At 50.0% G+C, this 13458-nt stretch carries 10 protein-coding genes; 5 read left to right on the plus strand and 5 right to left on the minus strand.

Annotation, left to right across the window (positions count from 1 at the left end):
• Positions 1 to 3: 3 nt before the first annotated feature.
• From ABD014_RS06910 to rlmD, 4 genes are all read right to left on the minus strand, one after another.
• Positions 4 to 636, minus strand: a complete 633-nt coding sequence (locus tag ABD014_RS06910; RefSeq protein ID WP_343859114.1) for a response regulator transcription factor — start codon at positions 634 to 636, stop codon at positions 4 to 6.
• Complete coding sequence (locus tag ABD014_RS06915; RefSeq protein WP_343859116.1) at positions 633 to 2960, minus strand: ATP-binding protein; 2328 nt, start codon at positions 2958 to 2960, stop codon at positions 633 to 635. The genes ABD014_RS06910 and ABD014_RS06915 overlap by 4 nt, the downstream gene beginning before the upstream one ends.
• A gap of 56 nt (positions 2961 to 3016) precedes the next feature.
• Positions 3017 to 3817: a CPBP family intramembrane glutamic endopeptidase gene (locus ABD014_RS06920; RefSeq protein WP_343859119.1), complete on the minus strand. Its 801-nt coding sequence runs from the start codon at positions 3815 to 3817 to the stop codon at positions 3017 to 3019.
• 662 nt (positions 3818 to 4479) lie between these two features.
• Complete coding sequence (gene rlmD / locus ABD014_RS06925) at positions 4480 to 5964, minus strand: 23S rRNA (uracil(1939)-C(5))-methyltransferase RlmD (protein WP_343859121.1); 1485 nt, start codon at positions 5962 to 5964, stop codon at positions 4480 to 4482.
• 209 nt (positions 5965 to 6173) lie between these two features.
• On the opposite strand from rlmD, the gene recQ reads away from it, so the two are divergent.
• The 5 genes from recQ to ABD014_RS06950 all read left to right on the plus strand — a co-directional run bounded on the left by recQ (position 6174) and on the right by ABD014_RS06950 (position 12423).
• Positions 6174 to 8018: a DNA helicase RecQ gene (gene recQ, locus ABD014_RS06930; protein ID WP_343859123.1), complete on the plus strand. Its 1845-nt coding sequence runs from the start codon at positions 6174 to 6176 to the stop codon at positions 8016 to 8018.
• A 15-nt stretch (positions 8019 to 8033) separates the two neighbouring features.
• The gene (locus ABD014_RS06935; protein WP_343859126.1) at positions 8034 to 9824 is read left to right on the plus strand and encodes a B12-binding domain-containing radical SAM protein; all 1791 of its coding nucleotides are present in this window, start codon (positions 8034 to 8036) and stop codon (positions 9822 to 9824) included.
• A gap of 9 nt (positions 9825 to 9833) precedes the next feature.
• Positions 9834 to 10070 carry a hypothetical protein gene (locus ABD014_RS06940; RefSeq protein ID WP_343859129.1) on the plus strand — a complete coding sequence of 79 codons (237 nt, stop codon included), beginning with the start codon at positions 9834 to 9836 and terminating at the stop codon, positions 10068 to 10070.
• Between the two features lie 88 nt (positions 10071 to 10158).
• Positions 10159 to 11229 (plus strand): nitric oxide synthase oxygenase, encoded by a 1071-nt coding sequence (locus tag ABD014_RS06945; protein ID WP_343859725.1) that lies wholly within the window; start codon positions 10159 to 10161, stop codon positions 11227 to 11229.
• 18 nt (positions 11230 to 11247) lie between these two features.
• Complete coding sequence (locus ABD014_RS06950; protein ID WP_343859131.1) at positions 11248 to 12423, plus strand: hypothetical protein; 1176 nt, start codon at positions 11248 to 11250, stop codon at positions 12421 to 12423.
• A 68-nt stretch (positions 12424 to 12491) separates the two neighbouring features.
• Here the strand turns inward: ABD014_RS06950 and ABD014_RS06955 are convergent, their stop codons facing one another.
• Positions 12492 to 13421 carry an alpha/beta hydrolase gene (locus ABD014_RS06955; protein WP_343859134.1) on the minus strand — a complete coding sequence of 310 codons (930 nt, stop codon included), beginning with the start codon at positions 13419 to 13421 and terminating at the stop codon, positions 12492 to 12494.
• Positions 13422 to 13458 lie beyond the last annotated feature (37 nt).

A 13458-nucleotide genomic window follows, 5' to 3' on the forward strand; every position in this document is an offset into this window, starting at 1 on the left:
TCCCTATCCGCTGCTGCTCAACAAACCGTTTTCATAGCCTTTGGCCACCGCGCCAACCCTTGTCTTCACGCCAAGCTTCTGAATGATCGATGCGATATGATACTCTACCGTCCGCTTGCTCATCGCAAGTACGTCAGCAATTTCCTGATTCGTGTTTTCCTTAGCCATCAATACCAGCACCTCCCGCTCCGTCGGGGTCAACTGATCCTGCTTGTTCTGACGGATTACCCTCTCGGAGACGAGCACATGACCCATCATGCTTTGGCGAATCGCTCCGATGATTTGCAGGTAAGTCGTCTGCTTCGACAAATACGCATGAACGCCCAATTCATAAGCCTTCTGATAAAACTCGTCGTACGTATAGCCGGACAGCATGACGATTTTGACCGCTTTGAATTGCTGCTTCACAGACTGGGCAAGCTCGAATCCGTCGATATGCGGCATCGAGATATCAATAACGATGACATCAGGTCGCAGCATTTTCATCTGATCGAGCAGTTGGCGCGGATCTTCCAGCGTAGCGACAATGTGGATGTCCGCTTCCTGCTCTAAGCGGCTCTTCAGCCCCTCCATTACGAGGGGATGATCGTCAACCAATATGACTTTGATCGGTTTCGACTTTTCCATGGCGGTCATGACGGCCCTCCTCCTTTTTCCAAGATCGGTACGGTGATTGAAATCGAAGTACCGCTGCCCGGGGCCGAGTCGATTTCTATCGCACCGCCCATATGGCGTATTTGATTGCGGACCGATATAAGCCCGATTGAAGGCGCACCTTGATCCATATCGTCAAGACGCATCGCTGCAGCAGCGAAACCAACTCCGTTATCGCTCACAGTACACGCGAAAATGTTATGGCTTTGCCGAACCTCAAGCTGAATCCGGGTCGCTTGCGCATGCTTTGCCGCATTGGTCGCCAGCTCGCGGATGATGCGGAACAAAGTCGCTTTTATAGCCGGTGGCATCGCACCTCCGCTTCCGTCCTCTAGAGCTTCGATCAGCTCGATCTCCACCTCGCCACTTTCCCTCATCGAACGAACGAGCCAGCGGAGCGCTCCTTTTAATTCTAATTTATCGATTATATGCGGATAAAGGTCGTCGCATAGCATCCGAATATCGCGTTGGGCACCGTACAGCCCTTTGAGCCACAAACGGGTTTTATTGCCGGCGGCATCACCCTGAGACCTGTATAATTCCTCCAAATCCCGCGAAATAAATATAAGCACCTGCAAAACCTGATCATGTAAAAAATAAGATGTCTTCGTCCGTTCGGACTGCTGCGCCTCCAGCAGCTTCAGATTAAACCGGTCCATCTCGTCGACGCGCTGCACATACGTTCGGTTTTGATCCCGCATCGTTTCGTACTCGTACCGGAGATCGTGCAGCAGCTTCGCATTCGTCAGCAATCGGAACGCTTCGGCCCGCAGCCTGTCCAGAAGCACTCTCTCCTCGCCGGACAGAAGCGTATCGTTCATTTTTGGGCCTACGCACATGTACCCGAGCACCTTATCCTCATCGGTTCCTGCTAGTCTCATAACGAGGCTGCCGCTGCATTCCTTTGCAATATCCGCAGCGCTCGTCGAAGCTTGCACTTTCATGTTGTCCATGTGCGCATACGACCCCGTTGCATGCACCTGCAGGCGCTCGCCAGGGTATTGCCAGATGAAGAGCACCCCCTCGATATCCAGCATCCGGTGCGCCAATCCGGCCAACGCTGTGACCAGATCGCGCGTATTTTGGCGTTCCGCCAGCTCGATGGACAGCTTTAGCTTCTCCCGCTCCAGCCAATCGTTCCGCTTTTCCATTTGCCGCCTGCACCAATGCAAGCTTCTCTGATAGGCAAAAATCATGACGATAAATATGACAATCTTTAACGCGACGCCACCGTACAACGCTTCTGTAGGCACAATGAACAGCACGCTTGTACATCCGACAAAAAGAACATGCAGCGTGATGTGGGGGATGTAGAGACGTATGTCGATCATTTTCTTTTTCGCCAACAGAATCATGATTGTAGCCGATAGAGGGACAAGGCCTATCAGCGCATATTCAGGCGGGACGATGTAACGTGTTCCCAGTAGCTCCGGAATGGCATACAAGAAGATGTACGGTGATAAACCAAGCGTCAATACGGTAACAAATACGAGCAAATGATTACGTTCGATCCAATCCAGCTTCCGACAATATACGGCTGCGAGCAGCAGTATACAGGCAAGCGCAGACAAGAACCCAGTGTGAAGAAGTTCCAAAATCCAACCCGGCGTCACATTGACCCAAATGGACAAACAGATAAATACGGACATCCCCGCCGCCAAATATTTAAGAGCTGTCAAAGCCAAACGGATCGGCTTACGGATCGAGTGAAATACAAAATGAATAAAAAACGACAATAGCACGTAGGGCAGCCAGATTGAACAGACCGCCAGGATCAAGTCCGATATGAGCAGCACCGTCGATTGGAGAGTCAACAGGGTAAACGCCATCAGCATGTTAAAGCCGAAAAACCGGCGAATCACATGGGATTCCGGTTTTTTGCGGTAAGCGAACCAGCCGATGCCAAGCAGCAGCAGTTCTAGACATATAGCTATGGCCTGTTTAACGGCATCGCCGCGATCCACTTGAACGGCTAGGCGTATCATCGACATTTCGGGCGTCCCCGTTCCGGGCCTAACGAATTCAGCCGATTCGATTCGCTCCAGATAGAGCATGTCCCCGGCTTGTCCCAGCTCCAAACGTCCGCCGTCGGCCTTGATCAACCTATCTCCTGCATGGACGCCGCCTTTGCTGGCTTTTCCTTCGGGCTTCACATCTTGTACGATCCACCCGTTTTGCTCGTACCTAAGCACAGCCCCAACATACGGATGCTGCAGCGTCTGGATATGCACGTATGCCGCGATAATGCTGAATACGAGAAGAGCCCCATATACCGCGATGGCGTGCCTGTATTTATTGCTGAACAATGCCTTCACCTGACCTTCAGGCTCGTTATCGGTTTGTCGTTGAACCGTGATCCATCTTATACGCCGACGAGATACAGCGTGATGGCTCCCCAAATCGTATTGGCGAAAAGGTGATACACGATTGCCCCATAAATGTTCTTTCTCAGCTTAACGAGAATCTCGTGAGGGATAATGACGGATAGCAGGATAAACGCCCAGTTCATCGGCGCCTGCCACATATGGTAAAACTGGAATAATACAGATACTACCAGCCAGTCGTATTTGAGAGAGCCGACTTTGCGCAGCAAGTATCCTCGAAAATAAATTTCTTCCCCTACAAAATTGCCGAACACGCCGATCACCAGCAAATACCACGGGAAGTCGTAATAGCCCAAATTAAAAATATGCCACTCGCCCATATGAAGCCAGGGGATTGCATCCAACCACGCGTTTATCGGCGGGAAAACGTATTTCATATACGGCAAGGACAACAAAGTAAACAGCGCGATAATAATCGGCACTACGGTAAGAAGCCCCTTCAAATCGAGCCGCGTAAATCCCAAATACCTCAGCGATTCCTTAAACGTAAGTTTATCTACAAATTTTAACATAAAAAACGGAAATAACGTGTGCCAGCCTGCAGCTACCAGTGCGAGCAGCACGAATTGCGTGTAATGCGCTGACAATCCCGTCCAGGCCATAAACGTCTCGCGAAAGTGGTAGACGAGAAAGTACATCCCTACTCCGGGGAGCAGGCCCAGCAACAAATAGAAGGCGATGCTTTTGCGGTCTTTCGCCTCGTGTTGCTTGAGAAATTGAACATACTCGGAGTCGGATAGGTTAAAAAAGTTTTTGGTTTTTTGGATAACGGCGTTCATAACGACACTCCTCTCGTTTGCTACGACTTAATTTAGCAAATCAAGAGAGAACCCGTATCCGTAATGCTCGCGAATGTTTCGTTGCGGGCCGCAAATGTTTTTGCGCGATCGCGCAATCCGTCCGGAAGTGTCTGATATGTTTGGCGTACGTAAAAAAATGTTCCGCAGCGTTACTATGTCCGTCCGGCTTAAGCATCGCTCACCCCTTCAGTTGGCGTGTATAGCATAAGCATTTGCGTCTGAGTATCCTCCAGTTCGATGCCGACCAGTGAAGTACGATACGGTTCTGAATAATCAATACAGATCCAACTCCACCTGCTCTGATTCAACTACTGATGATGGATCAGCAAAAAAATATCATCCCTTTCTTTATGTGAATATTCGCCAAAAAATGACCTGTTTCCTTCTTATAAAGCAGTAGTATAGACCTACGACTACTGTATAACGTGCTAAAAAAACTGTCCGACATAAAAATTCAAAAACTCAAGCGGCTATGCACTTGAGTTTTTGAAACCAGGTAAATGTGGCTCTAAATCACTACGTTCTCACCAGCAACACACAACACTTCACATGTGACGAGTAGAGAGTGACGACAAACATGTACGTGTCCGAGGGAATGTGGAAGCACGAGTTTATATGAATAGCATGGGTTTATTTGGGGCCTACACGTCCCTCATCAGTAAAGCCACAGATTCCACATGACTTGTCTGCGGAAACATATCTACTGGCTGTACCCATTCCAGGGAGTAGCCGCCGTCCAGCAGGTCCTTGCAATCTTTGGCTAGAGTAGACGGATTGCAGGAGACATAGACGAAGCGCTTCGTCTTCGTGCGCAGCACCGCTTCGATGAAGCGGGAATCCAGACCGGTGCGCGGCGGGTCAGCGATGATCACGTCAGGGGAGAAGCCGCTCTTCACCCAGCGCGGTAGCAGTTCCTCGGCGTAGCCTTCGTAGAAGGCGGTGTTAGAACGCCCATTACGAAGCGCATTGGCCTTGGCATCTTCGACAGCTTCTGGGATCGATTCGATTCCGCGTACCTCGCGTGCATAGGGAGCGAGCCACAGTCCGATCGTACCCGTGCCGCAATAGGCATCGACGACCGTCTCCTTGCCAGTTAGTCCGGCAGCAGCTCTTACCATCTCGTACAGCTTCACCGTCTGCAGCGGGTTCAACTGGAAGAAGGCACGCGGAGACAAAGTGAATTCCAGATCGCCGAGCGATTCTTGGATACTATCCCCGCCCCACAGGATTACCGTCCGATTCCCGAATACCAGCGAAGTGTTCTTCGGATTAATGTTCATAGCGATACTCGTCAGTCCGGGAATCGCGAGCCGCAATTCCTTGATTAATTGCTCTTGTTTCGGTAGTTTGTCGCTGCTAGTCACGAATGTTATTTGCAGTTCTTCAGACTGGAAGCCGAAGCGAACCACAATAGTACGAACCAGCCCCTGATTACTTTTCTCCTTATAGACAGGGATTTGCAGCCGTTGCAGTACCTTGCGGGCTTGATCTACAGCTTCATTCACCTTTGGATGCTGAATCGGGCAACCGGTAATATCGACCAATTGATGGGAGTCAGCCGCATACAGGCCGGCAATCATGCCATCTTTGCCCATCCCCAGCTGCAATTGCGCCTTGTTCCGGTATCCCCAGGGATGATCCATACCAAGGATCGGCTTCATACGGACATTTTCATGTCCAGCATATCGCGAGAAGGCCTCGCGTACGATGTCTTCCTTCGCTGCCATTTGCCCTTCGTAGGATAAATGCTGGATCTGACAGCCGCCACAGATGTTAAATACCGGACAAGGGGCATCCATCCGATAAGGGGATCGCTTCTCAATGTGCTTAAGCTCAGCCGTAATAAATTTATTTTCTACCTTAGTGACCTCTGCCTTAATGACCTCTCCTGGCAAGGCCCCGTTAATGAACACCGCTTTGCGGCGGTAATATCCGACCCCTTCGCCATTTATGCCCAGCCGTTTGATCGTTACGACAATGCGGTCCCCCGCACGTAGCTCCTCCGCAGAGTCGCGGCTAGTAACTCGGTCTGGGGCAGGGTGCTTTTTCTTCGGATTTTGCCTTGGCCCACTTTTAAAATTCGGTTTTGAAGTGGTATTTGCTTTATGATAAGGTTTGCCTTTCATCTTAAATCTCCATCCTGCATCAGTTTGTTTAATGCAAATGATACAGTGTAGCGTGTCCATGGTCAATGAATCACCTTTTTAATGTATTAAGAGGCTTAAGTGAGGATTGACTCGGTTGCCCAATTGGGAAAAGCCCAGTAAACTTAATTAATAGAAACTGGGCTCCGCTATTTAGCGTGGGCAGGAACGGTGCAATAAGGAGATATGATATGAGAACAGAGTTGCAAAGTATGGAAGAAGCCAAGCAATTGCTGCAAAAATATTACGGCTATCCTGATTTCCGCGAGGGCCAGCGTAAGATCGTAGCGAGTGTGCTGTCTGGGGCGGATACGCTTGGCATTATGCCGACTGGGGGCGGGAAATCAATCTGCTATCAGATTCCGGCGCTAATGCTGCCAGGGCTTACACTAGTAATCTCGCCGCTGATCTCATTAATGAAGGATCAGGTAGATGCATTGCTTGCAGCAGGAGTATCCGCCGCTTATATTAACAGTACCTTGTCCGGTAAAGAGGTAAATGAACGGATTCGCGCTGCCAAACGTGGTGAGCTTAAACTGCTCTATGTCGCCCCTGAACGGCTGGAGCTCGACTGGTTCCGCGAGGAAATGAAGGAACTGACCATCTCGATGCTGGCTGTCGATGAGGCGCACTGTGTATCGCAGTGGGGGCATGACTTCCGTACGAGTTACCTGGCGATTACGCCTTTTGTGGCTGAGCTTCCACGCCGTCCAATCGTCGCGGCCTTCACGGCGACGGCTACACCGGAGGTCATGGACGATATGATCGGACTATTGAAGCTTCATGATCCGTCTGTGTTCGTCACGGGGTTAGGCCGAGACAATCTAGCCATGTCCGTGCTGCGTGGGGAGAATAAGCGGGAATTCGTACTGAATTACGCCAACACTCACGGCAGCCAGCCGGGCATCGTATATGCCGCGACGCGTAAAGACGTGGACGATCTGTATGAACGGCTGCGGACATCGGGGATTCCGACGGGACGCTACCATGCGGGTTTGCCCGATCAAGAGCGGGAGGAGAACCAGGAGGCTTTTCTCTATGACGATATTCGCGTTATGGTAGCGACGAACGCCTTCGGCATGGGAATTGACAAATCCAATGTCCGTTACGTAATTCATTACAATATGCCCAAGAACATGGAAGCCTACGTACAGGAAGCGGGTCGGGCAGGGCGGGACGGCGAACCGAGCGAATGCATTCTGTTGTTCAGCGCCCAGGATATCATGACCCAGAAGTTTCTGATCGAGCAAAATCCTCAGGATGAGACACGCAAGCACAATGAGTACCGCAAGCTGCAGCAAATGATAGAATATTGCTATTCTACCAAATGCCTGCGCTGGGGGATGCTTGACTACTTCGGCGAGGAGCATGATCATTCACTGTGTGGCATTTGCAGCAACTGTCGGGATGAGCGCGAACTCGTAGATGCTACCACGGATGCTCAGATTATCTTCTCCTGCATCCATCGGATGAGGGAGAGATTCGGCGTAGCACTTGTGTCTTCCGTCTTGAAGGGATCTCAGAACAAGAAGGTGCTCCAATACAGCTTCGACCAGCTATCTACCTACGGTATGATGCGGCGACGGACAGAGAAGGAGATCTCCGAGCTGATTAACGTATTGATCGCCGAGGGATATTTATCGCTGTCTGAAGGCCAATATCCGATCGTGAAGCTTGCGCCGCTAGCAATTGATGTGCTAAAGGGTAAGCAGCAGGTAATGCTGCGCGCACCGGAAACACCTCAGACGGCGGCTGCGGGATCGAGCGGTGGTACAAGGCGCCGAGGCCGTAATTACGACGATGGGCCATCAGCGGTGAATGAGACGGTGTTCGAGCAATTGCGCCTGATTCGTCGTGATTTGGCCGAGAAGGAACGGGTTCCGTCCTATATTATTTTCAATGATGCGACCCTACGGGAAATGAGCGTAGTCTGTCCGACATCCGAGACGGATATGCTAAGAATAAAGGGCGTCGGCGAAGTGAAGTTCCGCAAGTACGGCGCGCCTTTTCTGGAGTTTTTTCAAAATATGGAATAGGGTTGTGAACCGAGTATGAAAGTCATCTTGACTACATTAAACGCAAAATTTATTCATACCTCTTTGGCGATCCGGCTACTCAAGGCTTACAGTGGCCATGAGTTCGATATCGATCTGGTAGAGTACACGATTAAAGATCCGGCGATGAATATCGTGTCTGATCTATATCAGCGGAAGCCGGATGTCATCGGATTCTCCTGTTATATCTGGAATATGGAAGAGACGCTAAAGCTCGTAGATTTATTAAAAAAAGTGCTGCCCGAAACGTTCATCGTGCTCGGCGGTCCCGAGGTGTCCTACGATACAGAGTACTGGATGAAGCGTTGTCCGAACATCGACGCGATCGTGATGGGGGACGGAGAAGAGACGTTCCATCATTTATTACAGGAATTGGCGGGCGAGCGCAAACTGCATTTCGTATTTGGGGCTGCGTATCGCAAGGGTGATGAGGTTATCGTCAACCCGGGGCGGCCGAAGTCGGATCTGAACACGCTGCCTTCACCGCACCGGTTTCCCGAGGATATTCCAAATCTTAGCAAACGGATCATTTATTTCGAGACGAGCCGTGGTTGTCCGTTCAGCTGCCAATTTTGCTTGTCCAGTATTGAGGTCGGGGTACGATACTATGATATCGAGCGTGTGAAGTCGGATATCTTGTATCTGATCGATAATGGGGCAAAGGTGATCAAGTTCCTCGACCGGACGTTCAACATTAACCGCAGTTATGCGATGGAGATGTTCCAGTTCCTGATCGATAATCATCGCGGCTGCGTGTTCCAATTCGAGATCACCGCTGATATTATGAGGCCGGAAGTGCTTGATTTTCTGGCCGAGAATGCGCCGCCGGGAATCTTCCGCTTTGAAATCGGCGTGCAGTCGACGAATGACCCGACGAACCTGCTGGTGAAGCGGCGGCAGAACTTCACCAAGCTGACGCGTACCGTGACCAAGATTAAAGAGAGCGGCAAGATCGATCAGCATCTTGACTTGATTGCTGGTCTACCGGAGGAGGATTATTCAACCTTCCGCAAGACGTTTAATGATGTGTTCGAGATGCGTCCCGAGGAATTGCAACTCGGTTTCTTGAAAATGCTGCGCGGCACCGGACTGCGTAATGAAGCTGATAAGTATGGATATACGTTCATGGATCATGCGCCATATGAAATATTGAGCAATGATGTGCTTCCTTTCTGTGATGTAATCAGGCTGAAGCGGCTGGAGGATGTACTGGAGAAGTATTGGAACGATCACCGCATGGATCATACGATCGAATACCTGATCACACAGGAATTCACGTCACCATTCGATTTCTTCCAGGAGTTCGGCGACTATTGGGAAGAACGGGGCTGGCAGCGGATCGGCCATCAGCTGGAGGATTTGTTCTCACGACTGTATGAATTTCTGACCCGGCACGGGCTTAAAGAGCCAGAGATCGTGCTGGGCTTGATGAAGCTCGATTACTATTTGGGACATAAGTATAAGCCGCGCAAAATATGGTGGGAGGACCGCATGCACAAGCATGAACGGAACAGCTACTTCAAGGCTCTGGCCTCAAGAGAGATAGAGCTGCCTGAGGAACTCGCCGCCCGGAATATGGACGAGCGTGAGCTTATGAAATATGCGGTCATTGAGGAGCTGCCATTCTCGCTTACCGATGTTCTAGCAGGCCACTCTGTTGCTGCAGACGAGGTCAAGGATAGCCAGGGAACATTGCTTGTTGTTCTGTATCAGCAAGAAGCTGACGAGCATCCGGTCTACTATTCGCTTTCTTTAGATGCGGCAGTTATATCAAGATTACGTATATAAGGAGACTTCATGGGAAACTATCAAATATGTGATTTCTGCGGTAATTTATCAGAGAGAAGAAGCCGGAAAATGTGCCCGAGTTGTGAGGATGCCTACCTCAAAATTCGCAGCATCGCCGAGTTTAAACCTGATATGATGGTAATCGATATATCTCGGCAGACAGGAATTAGCGTGAGTAAGATTATTGCCTTCGCTCAAAAAGGCTTCTTCATCTTGAAAGAGGGAACTATTGAAAGACTCGACTAACTGTTGATAGCTTGGAGTTTAAGTGGAGGTGTCGTCATTGAGCATCACGGACACAGGGGCCAAGAAGCGGGATAAAGAAAGTGATCGTATCCTCTATGTCAAAGCCGAGGAGTTCATCCGTCAATGTTATGGCGAGTTGAATAAATCGGAGGAAGAAGCCAAGTGTCGATTGGCTAGGATTGAAGCGGAGATAAAACGCTTGGGAACTTATGAATTAACCTATGAAGAACTGGAGCACGGGGCAAAAATGGCCTGGAGGAACAGCAATCGCTGTATAGGCCGGTTGTTCTGGGATTCTCTGAACGTAATCGATGCACGTCGCTTGTCCACAGGGGAGGAGATCGCGGAGGCTTTGCTGCAGCATATCGATTATGCGACGAACGGCGGGAAGATTCGCCCGGCCATCACGATATTCCATCAACGTACGTCCGATCTCCATATTCGTATCTGGAATCATCAGTTGATTCGATATGCAGGTTATGCCGAAGAGGAGGGAGTCATCGGCGACCCAGTCTCTGTGGCTTTTACAAATCAATGCAAGCAATTAGGCTGGGTGGGAAAAAGGACTCCTTTCGATCTTCTGCCTATTGTGGTGCAGGTGAATGAGCAGCAACCGCAGGTATTTGCCCTACAAGACGGCTCGATTCTGGAGGTTCCAATCAGGCATCCTGAATATGTTCGCTTTAATGAATTGAATATCAAGTGGTATGGTGTGCCGATCATCTCAGATATGGGGTTGGAGATCGGAGGCTTGCATTTCACGGCTGCGCCTTTTAACGGCTGGTATATGGGAACCGAGATCGGGGCCCGCAATCTTGCCGATGAAGACAGGTACAATTTGCTGCCCGCGATGGCTGAGGCAATGGGATTAGACATGACATCCAACCGCTCCTTGTGGAAGGATAAAGCCTTGGTCGAATTGAATGCCGCTGTACTGCAGTCCTATCGCGAAGCAGGTGTGAGCATTGTCGATCATCATACAGCGGCAGAGCAGTTCACGCTGTTCGAGCAAAGGGAGGCGAATCAGGAACGCGCCGTCACTGGGAACTGGACCTGGTTAATCCCGCCGATGTCGCCGGCAACCACGCATATATGGCATAAACAGTACGATAATTCGTACATCACTCCCAATTTCTATACGCAGGATAAATGCTATTAGTAGGGATGGGATACATAAATGCAGCCATTTATTTTATCGGATAGAGAAGCGGTTCGGCTAAAGAAGTACATAGAGAAAAAGTATGTGGATCTTGACTCAGATCAGAGACGGGCCATTTGGTCAGATGCAGCTCATCGAGTCATTGACAGCCGTCTGCCCTCTTTTCCGGATGAAGTGAAAGAGAAGGTACGATTTGAGCTGCTGAACAAACAGAGAGATACGCTGATCATCCATCAGGATGATGCACTGCGTGAGTGCCTGACTCTAGATATGAATCAGGAGGAGCTGTTGGGTGCGCTGACAGTATGGGTAAGCAGCAGATCCCCCATGCCTTTAGAAGGTGAGAGACTTAGGGATACCCTATTCCAATGGTCCCAGCATTCACCCGACCAAATCTCTTTGAACGCGTTGATAGAGGCAGGGTCCGAAGCTTCAGACGCCCCTCAGCACATGAATGACGCTAGCTGCGTCGCTAAAGAGATAGCTGTATCTGTTGAGACAGCCAACACGGCGAATAGGGCAGAGCTATATACTCCAACAGCCGATAGAAGATGGATTGTCCGCCCTTGGACAATGGTGGCGATCGTCTCAAGTTGTGTGGCTGCTGCGATCATCCTTGTGTTCACAATGAACAGCTTCCCGAACGAACAACCTGCGGCCGGAACACAGACATATCCAAGCGTGATGGAGATTATGCTGCGCGATATTCGTGAGCGGGAGAGCTTGCGGAGAGCCGGTGGTATTCCTGCCGAACTTCGCTATGTGGATGTGGATAAGAAGCAGTTATCACTATTTTTACAGGATAGAAATTCTTTGCTGGCTGAAGAACCGTATCTATCAGCGATCATTACATCGGCGAAGCGATATGATGTTCATCCATTACTGTTGTTCGCGATTACGGGACAGGAGCAGGGTTTTGTGCCGAAGGATCAAAAGCAAGCGAAGCAAATAGCGAATAATCCGTTCAACGTATTTGGCAGCTGGGAGAGTTATAACACGACCATCGAGGTGTCGGCTGATATTGCTGCCAAGACGGTTAAGAATATAAGCAGTCGTCGTCTGGGAGATGATCATCCGATTCAATGGTTGAATCGGACCTATGCGGAGGACCCGGAATGGTGGACGGGCGTAACCTGGTTATTCAATACGATGCGACAACAAATCGAGGGGAAATCCTTTGAGTGGGCGAAGTAATCAGCCTCCAAAGAGTTTCCCCTGTTCATTTTTATAACGAAATTACAAAACGCTATTGCACTACGACATTAAGATACATGTCGCTCCAGCCAGTTAATAACATTGCTTGTGACCTCATCGCGGTTGATCTCATTAAGCATTTCATGTCTTCCGCCAGGATATAATTTCAGTTCCAGGTCCTTTATGCCCAATTGTTCGTACAGTTGCACCAGTCGTTTGACGCCAACACCGTTTAATCCGACCGGGTCTTGATCACCGCAAAATATGTAGACCGGCTTATCCTTCGGAATTTGGCTTACATGGTCCGGACGATGAATATCTCTTAAAATCCCGAATAAGCCTTGGAAGAATTCCGCGCTACATAGGAATCCGCAATAAGGATCGGCAATAAATTTGTCGACTTCCGCCTCGTCACGGGACAGCCAATCAAAGGCCGTTCGTACAGGACGGAATTGGCGGTTGAAGCTGCCGAAGGAGATTGCATTCATAAGTACACTCGGATGGCTTGGTCCCCGCAGGTTCATCTGTAGCTTGGCAAGCCCTTCACCGAAGCCAAGAAAAGCCCTTGGTCCGTTGGTTCCGGACAGAATAAAGCCGGTATAATGCTCAGGTGCAGCGTACATCACCTTTTGCGTCAGGAAAGACCCCATACTGTGGCCCAACAAGAAGAGAGGCAAATTCGGGTGCTTATTATGGATTATATCTCTTAATTTTGTCATGTCCCGGACCATACCGTTCAAACCGTCCTTGCCAGGCCATCCCAGCTGGGATTGATTCGCTGCCGTCAAGCCGTGACCGCGGTGATCATTCGCGTACACGAGGAAGCCGGAGGCGGTGAGCGCCTCAGCGAAACGGGCATATCGCTTGGCGGTCTCCGCCATACCGTGGGCAATCTGCACAACGCCGCGTAACGGCAGCATTGTATCGTCCGGATACCAATGATAGACGAACACGGATTGACCAGCGTCATTTTCGAAAGTAAAGGTGTTCTCTTGCATCTATAAGGACACTTCCTCTCCCAATTAGCCTGTTATG

Origin of the sequence: Paenibacillus motobuensis, from assembly GCF_039521865.1 — a bacterium.
Taxonomy (GTDB): domain Bacteria; phylum Bacillota; class Bacilli; order Paenibacillales; family Paenibacillaceae; genus Fontibacillus; species Fontibacillus motobuensis.

Bases quoted from the DNA above. Each gene is read 5' to 3' on its own strand.
- ABD014_RS06910 (WP_343859114.1), bottom strand. From the start codon at position 636: ATGACCGCCATGGAAAAGTCGAAACCGATCAAAGTCATATTGGTTGAC.
- ABD014_RS06920 (WP_343859119.1), bottom strand. From the start codon at position 3,817: ATGAACGCCGTTATCCAAAAAACCAAAAACTTTTTTAACCTATCCGAC.
- rlmD (WP_343859121.1), bottom strand. From the start codon at position 5,964: ATGAAAGGCAAACCTTATCATAAAGCAAATACCACTTCAAAACCGAAT.
- recQ (WP_343859123.1), top strand. From the start codon at position 6,174: ATGAGAACAGAGTTGCAAAGTATGGAAGAAGCCAAGCAATTGCTGCAA.
- ABD014_RS06935 (WP_343859126.1), top strand. From the start codon at position 8,034: ATGAAAGTCATCTTGACTACATTAAACGCAAAATTTATTCATACCTCT.
- ABD014_RS06940 (WP_343859129.1), top strand. From the start codon at position 9,834: ATGGGAAACTATCAAATATGTGATTTCTGCGGTAATTTATCAGAGAGA.
- ABD014_RS06950 (WP_343859131.1), top strand. From the start codon at position 11,248: ATGCAGCCATTTATTTTATCGGATAGAGAAGCGGTTCGGCTAAAGAAG.
- ABD014_RS06955 (WP_343859134.1), bottom strand. From the start codon at position 13,421: ATGCAAGAGAACACCTTTACTTTCGAAAATGACGCTGGTCAATCCGTG.